General features: G+C 33.4%; 20 protein-coding genes and 7 tRNA genes. 10 read left to right on the forward strand and 17 right to left on the reverse strand.

The window, feature by feature from the left end:
- Nucleotides 1-232: 232 nt before the first annotated feature.
- Both NE544_RS09580 and NE544_RS09585 read left to right on the forward strand, forming a co-directional pair.
- Nucleotides 233-664, forward strand: coding sequence for a MarR family winged helix-turn-helix transcriptional regulator (locus tag NE544_RS09580; RefSeq protein ID WP_256269174.1), 432 nt, complete (start codon nucleotides 233-235; stop codon nucleotides 662-664).
- Nucleotide 665: 1 nt separating this feature from the next.
- Nucleotides 666-2039: an MATE family efflux transporter gene (locus NE544_RS09585; RefSeq protein ID WP_256269175.1), complete on the forward strand. Its 1374-nt coding sequence runs from the start codon at nucleotides 666-668 to the stop codon at nucleotides 2037-2039.
- Here NE544_RS09585 and NE544_RS09590 read toward each other — a convergent pair.
- The 6 genes from NE544_RS09590 to NE544_RS09615 form a co-directional block, all read right to left on the reverse strand.
- Nucleotides 2016-3344, reverse strand: coding sequence for a CCA tRNA nucleotidyltransferase (locus NE544_RS09590; protein ID WP_256269176.1), 1329 nt, complete (start codon nucleotides 3342-3344; stop codon nucleotides 2016-2018). The genes NE544_RS09585 and NE544_RS09590 overlap by 24 nt on opposite strands.
- Nucleotides 3345-3467: 123 nt before the next feature.
- Nucleotides 3468-3650, reverse strand: coding sequence for a hypothetical protein (locus NE544_RS09595; protein WP_256269177.1), 183 nt, complete (start codon nucleotides 3648-3650; stop codon nucleotides 3468-3470).
- A gap of 127 nt (nucleotides 3651-3777) precedes the next feature.
- A complete protein-coding gene (locus NE544_RS09600) occupies nucleotides 3778-4551 on the reverse strand; it encodes an enhanced serine sensitivity protein SseB C-terminal domain-containing protein (protein WP_118012485.1) in 774 nt (257 codons plus the stop codon).
- A 2-nt stretch (nucleotides 4552-4553) separates the two neighbouring features.
- Nucleotides 4554-5879, reverse strand: coding sequence for a TldD/PmbA family protein (locus tag NE544_RS09605; protein ID WP_256269178.1), 1326 nt, complete (start codon nucleotides 5877-5879; stop codon nucleotides 4554-4556).
- Entirely contained in the window at nucleotides 5872-7260 is a 1389-nt protein-coding gene (locus tag NE544_RS09610; RefSeq protein WP_256269179.1) for a TldD/PmbA family protein, read from the reverse strand. The genes NE544_RS09605 and NE544_RS09610 overlap by 8 nt, the downstream gene beginning before the upstream one ends.
- A gap of 2 nt (nucleotides 7261-7262) precedes the next feature.
- Nucleotides 7263-7952, reverse strand: a complete 690-nt coding sequence (locus NE544_RS09615) for an N-acetylmannosamine-6-phosphate 2-epimerase (protein WP_118320122.1) — start codon at nucleotides 7950-7952, stop codon at nucleotides 7263-7265.
- Between the two features lie 177 nt (nucleotides 7953-8129).
- On the opposite strand from NE544_RS09615, the gene NE544_RS09620 reads away from it, so the two are divergent.
- The 7 genes from NE544_RS09620 to NE544_RS09650 all read left to right on the forward strand — a co-directional run bounded on the left by NE544_RS09620 (nucleotide 8130) and on the right by NE544_RS09650 (nucleotide 8763).
- Nucleotides 8130-8206: transfer RNA gene (locus tag NE544_RS09620), tRNA-Arg, on the forward strand.
- 22 nt (nucleotides 8207-8228) lie between these two features.
- A tRNA-Pro gene (locus NE544_RS09625) sits at nucleotides 8229-8305 on the forward strand.
- Nucleotides 8306-8321: 16 nt separating this feature from the next.
- Nucleotides 8322-8398: transfer RNA gene (locus NE544_RS09630), tRNA-Met, on the forward strand.
- A 13-nt stretch (nucleotides 8399-8411) separates the two neighbouring features.
- Nucleotides 8412-8488, forward strand: a tRNA-Ile gene (locus NE544_RS09635).
- An 11-nt stretch (nucleotides 8489-8499) separates the two neighbouring features.
- Nucleotides 8500-8590 (forward strand) — tRNA-Ser (locus NE544_RS09640).
- A gap of 17 nt (nucleotides 8591-8607) precedes the next feature.
- Nucleotides 8608-8684 (forward strand) — tRNA-Met (locus tag NE544_RS09645).
- Between the two features lie 3 nt (nucleotides 8685-8687).
- Nucleotides 8688-8763 (forward strand) — tRNA-Phe (locus NE544_RS09650).
- Nucleotides 8764-8957: 194 nt separating this feature from the next.
- On the opposite strand, the gene NE544_RS09655 is transcribed toward NE544_RS09650, so the two are convergent.
- From NE544_RS09655 to NE544_RS09675, 5 genes are all read right to left on the reverse strand, one after another.
- Nucleotides 8958-10469, reverse strand: a complete 1512-nt coding sequence (locus tag NE544_RS09655) for a plasmid recombination protein (RefSeq protein ID WP_256269180.1) — start codon at nucleotides 10467-10469, stop codon at nucleotides 8958-8960.
- Nucleotides 10462-10755, reverse strand: a complete 294-nt coding sequence (locus tag NE544_RS09660; RefSeq protein ID WP_256269181.1) for a hypothetical protein — start codon at nucleotides 10753-10755, stop codon at nucleotides 10462-10464. The genes NE544_RS09655 and NE544_RS09660 overlap by 8 nt, the downstream gene beginning before the upstream one ends.
- Before the next feature lie 175 nt (nucleotides 10756-10930).
- Nucleotides 10931-12043, reverse strand: a complete 1113-nt coding sequence (locus tag NE544_RS09665; RefSeq protein WP_256269182.1) for a site-specific integrase — start codon at nucleotides 12041-12043, stop codon at nucleotides 10931-10933.
- Nucleotides 12044-12046: 3 nt separating this feature from the next.
- Nucleotides 12047-12685 (reverse strand): hypothetical protein, encoded by a 639-nt coding sequence (locus NE544_RS09670; RefSeq protein WP_118325104.1) that lies wholly within the window; start codon nucleotides 12683-12685, stop codon nucleotides 12047-12049.
- 162 nt (nucleotides 12686-12847) lie between these two features.
- Nucleotides 12848-13036 (reverse strand): hypothetical protein, encoded by a 189-nt coding sequence (locus NE544_RS09675; RefSeq protein ID WP_118114976.1) that lies wholly within the window; start codon nucleotides 13034-13036, stop codon nucleotides 12848-12850.
- A gap of 166 nt (nucleotides 13037-13202) precedes the next feature.
- On the opposite strand from NE544_RS09675, the gene NE544_RS09680 reads away from it, so the two are divergent.
- Nucleotides 13203-13880: a hypothetical protein gene (locus tag NE544_RS09680; RefSeq protein ID WP_118325105.1), complete on the forward strand. Its 678-nt coding sequence runs from the start codon at nucleotides 13203-13205 to the stop codon at nucleotides 13878-13880.
- Nucleotides 13881-13974: 94 nt separating this feature from the next.
- Here the strand turns inward: NE544_RS09680 and NE544_RS09685 are convergent, their stop codons facing one another.
- The 6 genes from NE544_RS09685 to NE544_RS09710 all read right to left on the reverse strand — a co-directional run bounded on the left by NE544_RS09685 (nucleotide 13975) and on the right by NE544_RS09710 (nucleotide 18952).
- On the reverse strand, nucleotides 13975-14670 hold the full coding sequence (locus tag NE544_RS09685) for a DUF975 family protein (RefSeq protein ID WP_256269183.1): 696 nt from the start codon (nucleotides 14668-14670) through the stop codon (nucleotides 13975-13977).
- 45 nt (nucleotides 14671-14715) lie between these two features.
- Nucleotides 14716-15354 carry a hypothetical protein gene (locus NE544_RS09690; RefSeq protein WP_256269184.1) on the reverse strand — a complete coding sequence of 213 codons (639 nt, stop codon included), beginning with the start codon at nucleotides 15352-15354 and terminating at the stop codon, nucleotides 14716-14718.
- Nucleotides 15355-15387: 33 nt separating this feature from the next.
- Nucleotides 15388-16029 carry an ATP-binding cassette domain-containing protein gene (locus tag NE544_RS09695; protein WP_256269185.1) on the reverse strand — a complete coding sequence of 214 codons (642 nt, stop codon included), beginning with the start codon at nucleotides 16027-16029 and terminating at the stop codon, nucleotides 15388-15390.
- A 726-nt stretch (nucleotides 16030-16755) separates the two neighbouring features.
- Complete coding sequence (locus tag NE544_RS09700) at nucleotides 16756-17631, reverse strand: hypothetical protein (RefSeq protein WP_256269186.1); 876 nt, start codon at nucleotides 17629-17631, stop codon at nucleotides 16756-16758.
- A 182-nt stretch (nucleotides 17632-17813) separates the two neighbouring features.
- Complete coding sequence (locus tag NE544_RS09705) at nucleotides 17814-17945, reverse strand: hypothetical protein (RefSeq protein ID WP_255415595.1); 132 nt, start codon at nucleotides 17943-17945, stop codon at nucleotides 17814-17816.
- A gap of 788 nt (nucleotides 17946-18733) precedes the next feature.
- A complete protein-coding gene (locus tag NE544_RS09710; RefSeq protein WP_256269187.1) occupies nucleotides 18734-18952 on the reverse strand; it encodes a hypothetical protein in 219 nt (72 codons plus the stop codon).
- Nucleotides 18953-19100: the final 148 nt, after the last annotated feature.

The raw sequence follows: 19100 nt of genomic DNA on the forward strand, positions 1-19100 counted from the left end.
TCAAAGATCAATTTAAAACTAACTAAAAAATCTAGTTATTTTATATTTTCAAACTATTTCATAAAAAAACTACTTGAATTTTATATAGTTAGCTCCCTAATCAGTCTAATTAATTATATCCACATTATTTGTGTAGTCAATTATAGTATATTATATTTTTTAACTATTCGTTGACAGAATATGACCATTTGTTTACAATTGAACTGTTCACAAGTAAACATTAGGAGGACATATGTTGACAATTGAAGAATTTTTACGTTTATCCAATCGATTGCGTGAATATTATGGCAAACAAATCAAAGATCGATTTTCAGAATACACGTTTTCCCCAAATGAAATCTCAATTTTGATTTTACTACAAAATAACACTTCCATTACAACAAGCACACAGCTTCGTGTTGTATTGGGTGTTTCAAAAGCTTTGGTTTCTCGAAGTGTTACAAGTTTGGAACAAAAGGGATTGATCACAATGAAGAAAGTTTCAGAAAATAGAAGGATTTCTTATATTGAATTAACAGAAGAAGCGATTCCTGTATTAGAAAAAATCTCTATTGAGATTGATAAAATCAATCAAGTTTTATTCAAGGATATTCCCACAAAAGATATTCAATGTATGATTGATACAATGAATAAAATGAATGAAAAAATAGAAGGAGCAAAATAAAATGAAATTTACAACAGCGTCCGAAGTGGATTTAGGACATGAAAAAGTTGGTAAGTTACTCTTTATGTTGGCGGTTCCTGCCATCTTAAGTCAAATTGTTAACTTACTCTATAACGTGGTTGACCGCATGTATATTGGTCACATTCAAGATGTAGGGGCCATCGCCCTAACAGGCGTAGGCGTTTGTCTTCCAATTATAATGATTGTATCCGCCTTTGCGTGCTTAGTCGGTATGGGTGGTGCCCCAAGAGCTAGTATTTATATGGGTAAACAAGATAATCCAACGGCTGAAAAAATCATGGGTAATTGTTTTATCGCATTGATTATGATTTCATTAACTCTAACTGTATGTTTATTAGCTTTTCAAACACCATTACTACAATTGTTCCAGGCAAGTTCAAAAACAATTGTTTATGCCAAACAATATATGGGTATTTATGCCTTAGGAACCATTTTTGTCCAAATGACACTCGGAATGAATGCCTTTATTTCTTGTCAAGGTTTCTCAAAAACAAGTATGATGACCGTTTTAATTGGAGCTATCTTAAACATTATTTTAGACCCTATCTTTATCTTTGGATTCAATATGGGCGTAAAAGGGGCTGCATTAGCTACCATTATTTCGCAAGCTATCAGTGCAATCTGGGTTATTCATTTCTTGAGTGGTAAACAGACGGTTCTTAAGTTAAAAAAAGAAAATTTTAAAATCGTACCAAGCCTATTATTTCCTAGTTTAGCTTTAGGTATCGCACCTTTTGTGATGCAGTCAACAGAAAGCTTGATTTCTTTATGTTTTAATATGCAACTCTCTAAATTTGGTGGGGACGTTGCGATTGGAAGTATGACCATTCTAACGAGTGTTATGCAGTTTGCGATGATGCCAATACAAGGATTAACGCAAGGTGGACAACCCATCATCAGTTACAACTTTGGTGCTAAAAACGCAGATCGTGTTAAAAAAGGATTTTTACTTCAAACACTATGTTGTTTCACATACGCAAGTATCATCTGGCTTTTAGTGGAATTATTCCCTCAAGTATTTATTTCTATCTTCACAAATGATCCAGACTTAATGGCAATGGCAAATTGGGCCATTCGTATTTATATGGCATGCGTCTTATTGATGGGACTTCAGATTTCTTGCCAACAAACCTTCATTGCGTTTGGAAATGCCAAGATTTCTGTTTTCTTAGCTATCTTTAGAAAAATCATCGTATTGATTCCATTAATTTTTATCTTGCCAAGCATCTTATCCGATCATATCTTTGCGGTATTCTTAGCAGAGCCTATCGCAGATTTTATTGCGGTAAGCACAACAGTAACGTTATTTATTAAAAATTTTAAAAAGACATTAGCACAAATGAGTTATGAATGACTCATTTTTTAGTATATTCAACAATTCTTCTTTCGTATTCTTTTCCGGATGATAAAAACTATATTTTAAACACATATTCAGAGCTTCTTGAATCTGTTTTCCTCTTAAATTTGTAGCCTCTATAATATCTTTTCCATTCAACGCAAGTTGGGATATACTCATACAGCGATTTCTATTTTGGATGTAATAGTCATAGAACAATTCTACATCGATAGCTGATTTTTGTCCTAATTCAGAATGGGCCATCGCATCACAATAGCGAATTTGAAGCAAATTCAATAAGTGTTCTTCATCCAAATGATATGTAACACGATACTTATAAATACAATCTAAATCACAGGTAAATTTATCGTCATGATGTAAGACATAGAATGGAATCCACTTTCTTTGTTCATTAGTAAGTTTAAAACGTCGACAAAGCTCTTTAGACAATTCACTTCCTACCTTCGCATGATGCTTAAAATGATCCTTTCCATTCGAATCGGTTGTCTTTACTTGTATTTTGCCTAGGTCGTGGAATAATAACGCAAAGGCCAAAGTTTCATCATATGGTTTTAAATAGCACATCGCATCTAAAGTATGATGCAAGACATCGGTATAGTGATAGATTGAGTTTTGACTACACATCAATGCCAAATCCAACTCATTAAATACAGGTTTTAAAAGAAGTGTCATGTCTTGCAACACTTGTGGATTTGTTTCCATGATTTCTTTTAATTCATGTACGATTCTTTCTATCGATACATATTGAATCAAAGATGCATTTGTATCGATGGATTTTTTTACTGTTTCATCCATCGAAAAGCCTAGTTTTGCACAAAAACGATAGGCACGCAACATTCTTAGAGCATCTTCATTAAATCTTCGATCTGGATTTCCCACACATCGAATGATTTTACGTTTTAAATCAACTTGTCCACCATATGGATCAATCAAACCGCGACTTGGATGATAAGCCATCGCATTCACAGTAAAATCACGTCTTGATAAATCTTCTTCAATTGTTGAAACATATTTCACACTATCTGGATGACGATGATCCTTGTATTCACTCTCTAAGCGAAAGGTTGTGATTTCAACGGGTGATTTCGATAAAACCGTTACCGTTCCATGTTTGAGTCCTGTTCCCACACTTCGATCAAATAAATTTAGTATCACTTCGGGTTTAGCACTTGTACAAATATCATAATCATGGATTGGTCGATCTAGTAAATCATCACGAACACATCCACCTACCACATACGCTTCATATCCAATATCATTTATTTTTTGAATGATTTCTAATATATATTCAGGTAATTTCATACTTCTATTATATAAGAATCGGACAGATATATTCCACCATATTGTTGTAGTAATCTACAGTACTTTTACGTACTCTATAATACTGCAATTTTCAATATAAAATATGCCAATAAAAAATGCAGACTATTTTTTTTGAGTCTGTATATCTTTTCGTATCAATTCCTTAATATATCCCATTTTAGAATCAACTTCATCCAATTTCTTAATAATATCTGCGTCCGTATTGTAACTTAAACGAACGCAAACCATCGTTGTATTAATCTTATTCGATTTATTGTTAGCTCTAATCTTTGCTTCAGAAGCCACTTACAATTCCTCCTAATACCATTCATCATCGTCGTCAAATTCATTTGTAAATTCAAATGTTTGCCCATTCTCTTCAAATGTCGCAATTTCATATTGTCCAAGAAAAAGGTGCTGAATTGCACCTTAATTACTTTGTAACCTTTACATATGTTGGAATTGTATCCGCCATGATTTTCTTGGCAAGTTCCATACTTCCAAACATAAATTCAAAACCTTTTCCATAACTTACAGGCGTACAGAAGTTTCCTAAATCTTGAATCGTTTGTTTATCATCATTGATCATATCCACAACCAAGAACCAGTGGCTAGGCTGATCCTTCACAATTCTTTCTTTCAAATAAATAGAAAGAATGTCTGGGTGAGAGTCACCAAATTCACAGATAGCTCTTTGAAGTTCTGTTACACTTGAAATAGGATCACGAAGCTTTAAACTGTCTCCTTTATGAATTGGATTTTCACTCACTTGTGAACCACGACTTTTATCAAGTTCAACCAATAAGTTGCAGTCTAATAAAACATTGGCTCCAAATGGATCGATCACAATGCCATGAATCTGGTTTAATGCCATCTTCACAAATGGCATATATTGATTATATGTCATAACCAAGGAATGGATTTCACTATCCTGATCCCACTTTTTCAATTGATCCATACTTGAGAAGACAGGAAAGAAACTATCTCCCTTATCATTTTGAATCAAAGACAATTGGAATTGTGTATTTGGTTCAAAGACTAAGACTCCCTTTTCATTGCGAGAAGGGTCTTTATCCCATTGTGCTGGAATTAGAAAATTAGTCGAAATAAACGCATCCAACAAGTTTCTAAATGCTGAATCTGTTTTTTCTCTATTAAATACAATTAATGTTTCTTGTAGTTTTTCATTTTTAAATTCATTTACCATATTTATTCCCCTGAAATTGTACACTCTTCAAATGCGATACTTGGACTTACAACCTGGTGATAACTCCAATCTAAATCGTTACCCACACTAATTACGTGTTTCATCATATTTAAGAAATTATTTGCGACAGTAACTAGAGTAACATTCTTATCTTTTTTACCATCCTTTACCCAGAAGCCTGAGCATTGTAGTGAGAAGTTTGTAGAAACAAAATCAAGTCCAGCATGAAGACCTGCTAAATTCTGTACGACAAAGCCATCTTTGATTTTTGTGCATAAATCCTCAAAACTATCATTTCCCGGTACAATGTAACAATTCATTGGCTGTACACTTACGCTAGATGCATAGCCCGATTTAAAGCCATTTCCTGTACTATTTGTATGCATTCGATTGGCACTTCTTGTGTCATGAAGCATCATAACATATTTTCCGTGATCCACCAAAGTTTTTGAAGAAGTTGGACACCCCTCATCATCAAAATTGGCAATACTTAGACAATCCGTATTCTTTGGATTATCAATAATTGTGATTTGTTCAGAGAAAATTTGTTCATTAAACTTATCTTTTAAAGGTGAAATTCCCTTATACATTAATTCCCCATTAAATAAACCAGTAAAGGCGGCAAATAAAGATGTCATCGCATCCTTTTCAAAGATGACTGGACATGTACAGCTTGGAATTGGTGTGGCCTTTAATTTATTTAAAGCCTTATCGCAAACACGAGAAACGAATGAATCTAAATCATATTGATCAAAGTCATATACAACTTCAACTAAACTTGCATCCTTGACTTCTTCCTCTTCTTTAACGACAACACTGGCAACAATGTACTGCATTTCATCTGCATCTTGTACATCCATGCCTAAGCTATTCACAATACTGCGACTTCCACTGCCTTGGCTATAGCCTAAATATCCAACTTGAATGACACGTGGATCATAGGCTAGAAGCTTAGCTTCTAAGCTTTGAAGAATATCCTTCACATATTCTGTACTAGCCATATTCCAAGTCACATCTTTTTTTACATACTCAATTGGTTCTGGTTTTCTTAATGAATCGGTTTCTTCATTTGAAATAATCTGTGCTTGTTCAATCAATGATTTTAAAACAGTTTCACACATAGAATCATCTATTTCTTCCAATGCCATATTGGCCATTTTTCCATCTACAATTCCACGAATACTTGTACCTGTCACCTTACTGGATACTAAAGTGTCCATTTGTCCTTGAAACCAAGTCATTTCTTTTTCAACCGTTGTAGATTGATAGATTTCAAATTCCTGAATACCTAGGCCAAGTGCTTTTTCAATCCATACTTGTTTATTCATTGGCCGTACCTCCTACTGTAATTTGTGAAACACGAATGGCCGGTTGACCTACATCTGTAGGAATCGAACCAGAACTAGCGCCACACATACCTTGTCCACGCTCTAAGTTTTTACCCACGCGATCAATATTAAATAGGATATCTGCACCATTTCCAATTAAAGAAGCGCCTTTTACGGGATAAGAAATTTTACCATCTTCAATCAAATAACCTTCTAATACGGCAAAGTTAAATTCTCCGGTTTGTGGATTTACACTTCCACCACCCATTTTCTTTGCGTATAGTCCTCGCTTGATTCCTTCAAACATTTCGTCAAAATCATCATTTCCTGCCGCAATATATGTATTTGTCATACGCGAAGTTGTTTCAAATTTATAAGACTGACGACGCGAACTTGAAGTCGATTCAAGACCCATCCTTCGACCATTCAAGCGGTCTATCATATAACTCTTTAAAATACCATTCTCAATTAATACACGTTTTTGTTGGAGATTTCCCTCATCATCTACGTTTTGTGAGCCCCACGCATTTGGAATTGTGCCATCATCAATAGCTGTAACTTTATCACTTGCGACTTTTTGACCTAATTTATTACAGAATACACTCTGATTTTTACTGACTGAACTTGCTTCTAGGGCATGTCCACAAGCTTCATGGAAAATAACACCACCAAATCCATTATCAATAATGACTGGCATTTTTCCCGATGGACAATCTTTTGCCTCTAATAATACTAATGCGATACGACTTGCTTCTTGTCCAATAGATTCTGGAGTTCTTTCTTCAAAAAATTCAAGTCCTTTACTTGCACCTGGTGCTTCATAGCCAGATTGTAAGTTTTGGCCATCCTGTGCAAAAGAGGATACAGACATACGACAACGAATTCTTGTATCATGTACGAGTCTTCCTTCACTATTTGAAATCTGTACATTTTGGCATACACTTGCCAACGCTACAGATACTTTTTGAATTTTATCTGAATATGCCTTTGCGGCATCATTCGCACGTACCATTAAGGCAACTTTAGATTCTAATGAAGCTTCAACAGGATTTTCTTTGATTGGATGAAGATTTTCATGAGTTTCTTCAACCAAAGAGATCGATACAGATTTAGATTCTATGCCAAATCCACCACGCAAATCATCCACTAAGGCATTTAATGATTCTTCACTTGTTTCATTTGTGTATCCATATACAGATTGCACACCTTTATATAGACGAATTCCAATACCAGCACGAATCAATACATTTGTATCTTCTAATTTTCCATTTAGCATGGATAAAGATTCCGTTGTTCCTTCTTCTTCAAAGATTTCGGCAAAATCACAAGAAGAAGCCATACAACGCTCTAATAATTTTTCTAATTGTTCCTTCTTTAACATACTTATCCCTCAATGCAATCGACAAATCGTTTTGTGATTAATTGAGGACGAGTAATAATAGATCCTACTACAACACTAAAGCATCCAAGTTCTAATACACGGCGTGCTTTTTCTGGTGTATCAATATTTCCTTCGGCAATCATTGGTACGTTTGATTGTTCTAAATATTTACGCATTAACTCAAAATCATTTGTTTCAACTTTGTCGCCCTTACTTTCTTCTGTATATCCAACTAATGTTGTTCCTACAAAATCAAAACCTAATTGGGCTGCATGAAGACACTCTTCTAATGTAGAGCAGTCTGCCATTAATTTTTGTTCTGGATACTTCGCACGAATATCAGCATACAATTCATCTAAAGTTCTTCCATCTGGACGAACACGACAAGTTGCATCTAAGGCAACGATTTCTGGATGTGCCCCTTCAATCAATTCATCGATTTCTTTCATTGTAGGTGTAATAAATACTGGACAATCCCCATATACTCGCTTAATAATTCCAATAACTGGTAAATCAACTTCTTTTTGAATTTCATTAATATCCTCTACAGTATTAGCACGAATACCTTTAGCGCCACCCCATTTAGCCGCTCTAGCCATACGCCCCATAATAAAAGATGAATGTAAAGGTTCATCTGGAAGTGCCTGACATGATACGATTAAGTGTCCTTTTACTGATTCAATGTTATTCATGATTTAAATCTCCTTATTCTTACTTATATATATAGGTAATTATACTACGTATATAGGTTGAAAAACACGAATTTGAAAAAAATTAAAAAAATTTTAAAAAAGTGCTTGCAATCATTTTAAAGTGATGGTATATTTAATGGGCACTGAGCGAGACACAAAAGCTCAGTTGAAATAAATGCGCCCATAGCTCAACTGGATAGAGCGTTTGACTACGGATCAAAAGGTTGTGGGTTCGATTCCTGCTGGGCGCGCCATTTATTTTTTTTCTAAAAATATCGGGATGTAGCACAGCTTGGTAGTGCACTTGATTTGGGATCAAGGGGTCGCAGGTTCAAATCCTGTCATCCCGACCATTATTTTATTTAATTCGGCTGGGTAGCTTAGTTGGCTAGAGCATCCGGTTCATACCCGGAAGGTCGTGAGTTCGAGTCTCACTCCAGCCACCAACGAGTTTAACTTGGACCCTTAGCTCAGTTGGTCAGAGCATCCGGCTCATAACCGGCGGGTCGTAGGTTCGAGTCCTACAGGGTCCACCAATTATACATATGCAGAAGTACCCAAGTGGCTGAAGGGTCCGGTCTTGAAAACCGGTAGGTCGTGCGAGCGGCGCCTGGGTTCGAATCCCAGCTTCTGCGCCATCTTAATTAATTCACATCGCGGGATAGAGCAGTCTGGTAGCTCGTCGGGCTCATAACCCGGAGGTCGTTGGTTCAAATCCTTCTCCCGCAACCATGTGGTCTCATAGCTCAGTTGGTAGAGCAAAGGACTGAAAATCCTTGTGTCGTTGGTTCGATTCCGACTGAGACCACCATTTGTCAAAGATTGCACCTAGCATTTGCCAGGTGCTTTTTTTATGCTTTATTTAAAGCATATTCTCACATTGTGGTTATATTCCATATCTATATAAATCACTAAAATAAGTGTTTTTCTAAACAAAATTCGCAAAAAAATCGCAAAAAATTTTCAAACCATATTAAAAACGGATAGTAAATTATCCGCTTTTTTTCATCTATTTCGGTCTTTTTTATTTCCCTCTAAATCCATTGTTTTTCTAACCATTGTCTTATCTTCAGGACTTAGTTTATTTATTATCGCATCATAAACTGTTATGCTTTGTCCATTTTTTAAGTGAATCTGATTTCTTGTTGTTTCTTTCACAAATCGAGTCAGTGCAGTATTTCTACCTTCAGACTTATTCAGCTTCTTACTCATTGTCAACATACTATGGTTATGATCATTCACTTTAGTCTGTAAAACTGAATTCTGTTCTTTCACATCATCTAGTCTAATCTTCAATAACTTATTGTCATTCTTATACTGAACCAATTCATTCTTTGTACTATCCAGCTTGTTATTTAGCGTCTTATTCTCATCTTTCAAATTATCTATTTTATCACTCAACAATTTGATACGTTTCAACAACGCCCCAATCATTGACTTTAGTTCTTGAATAAACGTTTTAAGCTGATCAAACACACGGTATTCAACAACAATCTTATTCTTATTCAATCTTGATTTTGGTGAATTCTCCATTTCCACTAATTGTGAAGATACATTTTCCAATCGTTCGTACGCATACGCAATATTTTTCTCGTCCACAGTGTCTTGTTTCAAAAAATCTTTTGCGATATTCACATTATGCTGCATTTCTAGTGTCTTATCCTTTGTATCCTGCCACTGGCTTAATGGCATATTTGCCGATGCATCTTTTAATGGTTCCTTAATACTTGTAGCACCATACATCAAATATAAATTGCTCTCATTCATAATGGTTTCCATACTTTTATACATCTTATTTCGCATCGCATTAAATAAAATCGGAACTTTATCTCTTTCATTGATTATAGACTGTTCCGGTTTATACCCCATGCGTACTAATGTTTCATCTAACCCTGTGCCACAGCGCAATCCTCCGCCATGCTTCTGAATATATTCCATATCCTCTGCACGTTCATAAATAGGTTTAAAATCGAGGTGCATATGGTAGAATCCAGATTCATCCAAATGTACAGTGGCACCTAAGATATGAAAGTATGGAAAATCCTTTTTAAATCTAACAAGAAATTCATTAAAAATGCGAAGCGCTTGTTCTTTCGTTATTTTGCCATTTTCACGATCACTCTTATCCCCCAATCCTATAATTAAAGAACGAAACATTTTAATCTGTTCCATTTTATTCGTTTTTGGATTTCGCATCTGATCATGCAGATGCTGCGTATAATAATCATTTCCAATCAATGGATAATCCCGGTTACGTGGCTTTGTCTTGATTTGGCCAGAATTATATTGTTCCCAAGCTGCTGCTTTTCGTTTCAATGTATAATCATTTCGTTCTTTTATATAAGGCTTCATTAACTCATTGATTTGTTCCTTATAGCTCTTTTCATAAGAAACAAGTTCGATTACTGTATCTTTACTCGTATCATGCGTATGTTCTAATTTAGAGCGATACTCCAAGCCATGATTATGTTCTTCACATCCTTCACCAGCTGTAATCGTCACTGATACTTCATTCATGAAGATCACCCGATTTTAATATTTTATACAATGTTGTACGACAAACATTATATTTTTTACACATCTGTTCAAAAGTCATTTCCTTCTTTTCTGCTCTAAGAACATCCACACCAGGAAGTTTTTTCTTAGGTCTTCCAGAAGTCGATGCTTTTTCTTCAATAATCACTTCCAAATTGCCATTATATGTATTTCGATATATCCCATTGAAATGTTTAAAAAGTAATTTTATACATTCCTTTTGATGTTCAATATTCGTATCATTTAAATATAATTTAAATCGATTCATTTACGTATCCCCCTTATTATTGTTCATTAATTATTTCCACACATCCTTTTGAGCAAGCCTTGCTTGCCATAATTACCAGCTTGATGGTAATGCCCTTCCCTATTGAACCCCAATACCGCACTAAAGGCGGTAATGAAGTTCAATGACGGGCAACTGCGTTGAGCTTTTAGCGACATCATTCGAATTGAGAATCAATGATGTCGATCAGATTCTGCTCAGAATTATTGAAGAACTTAACGTAAGTCTTCAAACACTCCGTTTGTGTATGACCCAAGCGTTTTGCGACCAATGATACAGGTGCATTCGCATTACATAGAAGTGATGCATTGCTTCGTCTAAACCCATGAATCTTGATCATGCGAATTCCTGATCTTTCGCAGGCGATTGCCATACGCTTCTTCACAACTTTCGCAAGAACGGGTCTGTCCACTCCAAACAGAAATGTATCTTTTGTGATGCAGTACAAGTCTTTGTACCAATCCAAATATTCCTGCATGATGCATTTCATTCGTTTGGGCATCGTTATCGTTCGAATACTGTTCCTTGTCTTTGGCGGAGTAACCAGATACGATCTTCCCTGCACATACCTAGCTACTGTCTTATTGAATCGAATTGTCCCCTTATCCATATCAATATCGTTCATTGTTAGTGCAACACATTCGCCAAATCGACATCCCATAAAATACAAAAGATTCACAATGACATAACAGACGTATTCTCCGTTTTCTTTGTTTCTTGGAAAACATTGAATGAACTGCTCAAATTCATCCGGAGTATAGAAATCGTCTTCATCAATGATCTTGTCCGGCCTTTTGTATTTGGGAATTCTTTTGACAGGATTAAACTGTACATATCCCATTTCAAGTCCATAGTTAAAAATCTTATTCAAATATGTCAGCATCTTATTTACATATTCTTCACTCAAACCTTTTTTAAATGCAGCATCCGTAATCTGTTTGATCTGTCCAGATGTTAGAGATTGAATCTTTTCATCATACAAAGATTCAAAGTATTTTGAAATATATGTATTACTTTGTTTTGTGCTTGATTTTAATTGATTTGCCTTAGCCAGATCATATACGTCAATAAACTCTTTCAATGTATAAGAATGACTTTCAAAAGTGTGTGTTTCTGCATTAAAAGATTCTTTATATTTCAATTCAAACTCACGCGCATCATTGATGGAATTAAAAGTCTTTCGAAAAGAATATCTATGATACTTTCCAGTTGAAGTGGGTACAGATCCACGAATTTCATACTTCTTATTTCCTAAACGTTTCACAGACATTGTCTACACCTCCACATGCCCGTCTCTTCGAAGCATGTCAAAGATCTTGATAAAGAACTGATTAGGAGCATATGCAGAATACTGTTTGTGAAGTTGATGCATTTCAATATGTGAATCCAGTCTATTGATATATTCATCCGCATATTCTTCCGATTCAATAAGCAATCGATCATACAGTTCATCATTCAGAATAACATTTCCATAAAGTCCAAAATGCTTCACTTCTAAAGAGAGTGTATTATCTTCTATATTATCTTCTATATTATTAGGACAACTCAGTTGGCTACCCTGGCTAACTGAGTTTGCCACCCCACCTAACTCTGTTGACTGGTAGCTAACTAAGTTTGCCACCTCTTTTGCGACATAAATACAATTTTTAATACCATGATTTACAAAGTCTTTCTTCTCTAACAAATTCTTTTGTATTAAACTTTTTAAAGCTTTATCTACACCAGCTTTAGTTGAATTTGTAAAATCTGCCAAATAACTACGACTGCCTGTAAATGCACCACAATGATCACGCGAAAATCCATAGATAATCGCATAAATACTCAATTCCAATCCTTTTAACCCCAATTCATTTATCATCCAATATTGAATAGAATAATAGGAATTGGGTTTAATCTTCTTATTATTTTCCATAAAAAAACTCCTTTTACCTCATTACGAAATAGACTTTCTGAATAAGCATTCAAAAAGCCTCCAAAAAAAGATAAAAAGGAGGCCACATTTTGCATAATGTGCTATAATATACGTGCTTAGGGGTATATTATATGCCTCCGGTTTAATTTGGTGCCAGCCAAATTAAGCCTTTTTTTCTACCTTAAAATCAAAAAAATCCTTCACGATCACAACCGGAACTTTTCCTTTTAAAAGTCGCCTTTCATCCAGCTCATACTCATCCTTCATAACCTGAATGAATTGGTATGCCTTGGATTTGCTGATGTTCGCATAGGCTGCCACATCCGTGGGTCCCCAATATAACTTTTCCATTTTGAATTTCCCCTTTCTAGAAAGTTATTTATAAATACGACTTATAACTTTCATATTTATCATACCATTTAATCTGGAAATTGCAACTGCATAATGCGTATATTTCCGGATATCTTTTTTTATATACTTTACCATGTTAATATATCTATAGATTTGGAGGGGTCCTATGTCTGTAAAATCCTATATAGATTCTTTATGTTCAGAAAAAAATTTAAACATGAAACAACTTGCTGAACAGGTAGGAATCAACTATAAAACATTGAATACTCTAGTAAATGAAGATGGTAGACTTATGAATCCTAAACAGTTGGCTTTATTTTCAAAATACACAGGCAAGTCAAAACAGGAAGTATTCTATGACAATTTAAAAGATGATGATTTATCAGACGCATGTACAAAAACTGCCCTTCTATATATCGGTAAGAAAACATGTGAAGGATGGATTGCCAATATAGATATCCGTCTTGATACAAAGATATCAAATACTCGTACTGCCAACTATGCTGGCATACTGCATAAAAAAAGATCCGGAAACGGATTAACTGTAGTGGAAGATTGGGATCAGCTAAAAGTTGACTTTTGGGAGTTCTACTACAAAGGTAAGTTAAAGGATGAAGAAGAATACGGCAGAGACACAATTGCCCGTACGTTTGCCAATGAAAGAAAGTACATATCCAGTGTATTATTCTTTGGTCTTCAAAGACTATGTACAACAAACCTAAATCCAGTCAACTATCATATCGTATTCAACCGAGATACTGAATATTATCTAGTAAAAGACTATTTCCCAAAGAAGATGAACATGGGCTTTGAGTGTATCTACGTTGATGAAAATGAGAGATAAATAGTCAAAAGAGTATCACCATAAACAAGTGATACTCTTTTATTATCCATCCTGGATTTACATTGTTATATTAATCAATAGAGGTTTTTCATTTCTAATCACTTTGAATATCCGTTGCATACTCATCTTTCTTTACAGATTCTTTTAGAATCAAATAAACCTCTGTAAACGCAGCTACATCATATGGCTGCACAAACAATGCTCCAATTCCAAAGCAAAGAAAGCCTAGAAAATACCATCCTAGAAAAGATAAATCTAAGACAAATAAATCCATCTTTTGTCCAGTCGTCATTTGTTTGGATAACGAGAAAGCTTCATCTGTAGTAATATTAGGATTTTCTGCCAATAAACATGGAATCATAGAATATTCATACGCCTTTATAATTCCAAGAACTACAAGTAATAAAAGCCAAAGCATTATTTTTAATTCCATGATAAGCATGATTTTTACCACATTTAAATAATTCCCTTTAAAGCCTTGAAATATTTCATTTAACGCTGGATTTCCATAATGATTTTTAATGAAATAATATTGTTCTCCGACTCTAATGGAAAAGCCAATAAAGATAGAAAATAATAATCCTACAATAGATTCCATTGATAAAAATGAAAGGATTGAAGAAAACATACTTGGCAATACAACATCAGGTACTAAACCTTGTACTTCTTGAATAACAGTCACATAATAAGTACTCAATATTCCTGCAATCAGCGTAACCAGAAACATTTTCCAATAGTTTCGTTTCATGATTTGTTTAGCTTGTTCTTTAACTTGTTGTCGATTCCACATATTATTTCACCTTACTTTCTTTATACGTCATTATACTTCTTCCATTTATTTTGCATTAAATCCAATAAGACCCATTTCTTCTCCAAACCATCCTTTTGCTTCCACACGCCCAAGACCATATGCCCAGAATGTAACAGTTTGACCTTCTTTAAAATCAAATTCTTTATTGTAATCAAGCACACAAACATAAGACTTATCATCAAAGATATTGATCATGTATCCTCTAAAATCTTTATCATCTACACGAGCTATGATTTTTCCTGTATATGTCAATTTCTTTCCATACCACTTAGAATGTGTAACCTCTAAATCCGATTGATCCGGTGATTGTGACTCTGCCTTAAAGGATGCTTCATCCACTTCACTGCACTCCACTGAAATCGTACTTTCTAATCCCTGATATTCAACAGTAACCTCTGAAGTCTTTCCAGCTTCTAATGTGACAGGATCTTTGACAGTCCATCCTTCCGTAATAAATTCTTTTGTACCATCCTCATAATAGGCCCATACACCAATTTTCGACTTATTATCTATCGTTTCATTTGCTTCTGCAAAACCCGTATATAAGGCTGTCATATTCTCTAGCTTTGCCTGATTAACCTCAACTTTTTCATTATTTGGTGTTATATTCGAACATCCACAAACCAAGAATACACTTAGCAATGCCGCTGCATACTTCTTCATAGGTGCACCTCCTTTTTTATATGAATATTTTTGTTATTCAACATTTTTAATTTGTTTGATTGCTTTAGCATCTATGCCATAAATTACATCTGCAAATTCTTTGTGTTCATTCGAATGACTGGTATATATTAAATAATGATTCTCTTTTTTGATAAAATCATTCAGGTAATTTTGCATGATTTGTTTAGCTTGTTTATCTAAAGCATCAAAAGGCTCATCTAATATTAGAATATTTGGACTTTCCATTATTGCTTGAATAATCCTAAGCTTTTGCTTCATACCTAAAGAATAATACTTATATTTTTTATTAATATCTTCCTCTAATCCGAATAATTTACAAAATTGATAGATTTCATTTTTTGTCACTATCTTTTTTATTTTAGCGATTTCCAATAAATTATCCATTCCAGATAAATTGTTAAAAAAATCTGGTGAATTTATACAGATCCCTGCATTTTGTATAAAGTCATAGTCCTGTCCAATAATATAATCATCTACTGTAACTATACCCGTATCTGGTTTACTAAATCCGCATATAAGCTTTAATAAAACACTTTTTCCTGATCCATTCACTCCTTCAATGAAGTTCCACTTATTGGGCATAAAAGTAATATTTACATCTTCAAAAATTGTTATGCCTTTATAAGATTTTGAAACACCTTTTAAACTAATCATAAATAATCCTCACTTTGATTTATGTAAAATTTTCTGATGAGACAATAGGATAAAACTGACGTCACAATTATTATGCAAAAATATACTCCTTCAAAAACGCTATTTGAACTCATTGTCACTAAATTTGTTTTAGAATAGTTATCAAGAAATGTCATCAATATCAGAAAAAGAAATTGTAGATATACAAAAAACTCTTTCTTGTATAATATCTGAAAAATCGTTCGCAAAAAGATAATCTCAAACAACAGCGAAAAGAAACGAATAAGATACATATAAATCATAAATAAGTTTGAAGCATCACAATGTTCAACGACACAAATGAAACCTATAAAAATACAAATCGAAAACCAAGTAAAGAAGCATTTTTTAGCCAAGTCAATTGTGATATTATTTAAAAATGAAACTTTTGACATTCGATATTGCCAAAAATTATATTCGCTATAGTGAAAATTTTTATTATCTTCTATAATCCATAGTATTACTATTACAAAAAGTATAAAACCAATCATAGAAATCATATTTGGATATATAAACCCATAATCAGAACTATAATTCTTGTCCATTAGTACAATTCGAATGGCACTAAATAAAGAATCAGTTTTCTTTATTGGTGCATACTCTATCATTACCATTTTAAGATTTCTTAAAAACACAGACACTGAAATAAGTGTTAACACAAAAATCAAAAGTAAATACCTACTTAATAGCTTACTAATTCTTTTTAGTTTATTTAGCATAACAATCACACTTCTTACTCCTTAATGTAACAACAATTATGCATATAACATAAATCACAATTGTAAATAACATTAGAAGCAAACTACTGTATCCACTAATTGCACCATTGACCATAATAGCTATAGGATCAACATAAATAAATGCCATATTCCAGGTAATCAAAAATTGAGCAACAAAACTAACACCGTAATAAAAAACTAAAGGCAATATAACAATATCAACCTTTCTCTTGAACATATATGCAATCGTAGTCCCTAAAAACGCGTATACATAAGGAACAAAGAAAAAACGAATTGTTCCTTCCATCAAGTAATACCACCTTTGATGATCTATATATAGATTCTTTCCAAAAACATCAGATAAAAAATATTTTGTTAATTCGCCTGAATTGGCTGGATTAATAACAATTCCAACAAATAGCCATAAAATTAAATAGGATAAATAAATTGAAAGAGCACATCTTAAACATTCCTTATTCATTTCACTCAATGTAAAACGAACATAATCTTTCTTTCTATATGCATTTAAAGAAAATATCGTATCTAAATATGTACGAAAGTTTAATCCCGAAAACAAGCATAACAGTGGAACAAGATAGCCATACGCCATTGTTCCATGATCTATGAAATACGCAAAATCTCCTTTTACAGAATCAAAATAATGTATTGTTAATGACACTAATCCATTAACTTCTTCACAACTTCCACCATAAGCAACGCACGCTTCTCTATAAGCCTGCAAATATTGTTCTTTACCTGAAAAATATTTTGACAACACTATAAAATATGTAGTCCCTTGATAAATCAAGAAAAACAAAGAGATAATCACACAAACACCACATAATATAAAATATCTTTTTTTCATGAAATATATCCATATTTACTTTTATAGCCGTAAACAATTATCCTTTCTTTTGAAACTAAAATTATTATTTATCATCTGCACCTATAATGTTGTGTATAATCATAAAATTCTATTTTCATAGAACATTTAAACAACTTGAACTCATATTATCTTGTAGTCTTGGAAGTTTATTATCTATGATCCTACTTTGCGTCTGGATATGTGTCTTCAAATTTATCGGCATATCGATTGTGCTTTTTATACTTGAAGAACATAACGACTAAAAAAATAACAGCTACTACACCTAATACGTAAACTAACCAATCTAATGTCATCTTACTATGTCCTCCTTTTCTAATTTCATATTATCATAGTTGTAACCGCTTTTATACAGTTTTTTATTCATTTTCCTCCAAACGTATCATTTGTTATTTTTCATGTGTAATATAACTTAGTTAGTAAATAATTCTATCTAATATACTAAGTTTGTATGTTTTAAACGATACTTTCTCAAGGTATAAATCAGTATCATATTCCCTGAAACAATCTACAATTTTAGAGTTTCAATTAAAGAATATGACAGGGAAAAACAACTATATTGAAAGCACGAATCGAATATACATGGACCCAATAATATTTCACCTAATCATGAGCATTGCATTACCTAAAAAGTATGATATAATTCAAGTAGTACATAAAGATGTTCAATAACTGAACATGAGAAAAGAGAGGACGGGAATCCTCTCTTTTTTTCACTTCTGCAATGTTTTGTCTTGGTTATGTTACTTCTTTAGTTCTCGAATAATCAGTAGCAAAACTACTAATGTTAAAAATTCTGAGTACATAAAGATAAAACAATAACCAAGCATTACAAAAGCGTTCTCTTTGAAGGTCTGAATTCATAAAGCCAACCTCTAGTCGAAATTATAACATAATCTGGTATCTTAAACGCCTTTCTGTCAGCTTTTTGAAAGAAAAAGTGAAGGATGCTGCCGAATCCGAGGCACGTAACGTTACATCTTATATTACAAGTCTTATCTTAAAAGACTTAAAAGAGAAGAAGCTTGTTTGAAAAAGTTTATCAACTAAAAAAGAGGACTTAATATCCTCTAATTTTTTATATTCAAATAATGTATCTTACATAAGGGGTGGGAAAATAAGCGCCACCATAAATAGAGACGTGTATAGCTAATATAATAAAAGTAGCAAGAAGAAGAAATACTACAAAATATTTGAAATATTTTTCAGCCTGTTCTTGAGATATTTTTCCATTTTTATTAAGCTCAGGATGCTCATCAAGTTCTTTTATTCTTTTTTTTAAATAATTATCTAAAAATTTCATTACTAATCACTATCCTCTCCATCATTATCACTACGTAAAAATCACTATACTGTCCATTGGTATCAAAGCTCCTTTTTTTATTCTATAAGTGTTTATAAATGATAATCTAAATATGTACATAAATGATCATTTAAGAATGTACACTTCT

The sequence above is a fragment of the Holdemanella sp. MSK.7.32 genome (assembly GCF_024460475.1).
In the GTDB taxonomy this organism is placed as follows: domain Bacteria; phylum Bacillota_I; class Bacilli_A; order Erysipelotrichales; family Erysipelotrichaceae; genus Holdemanella.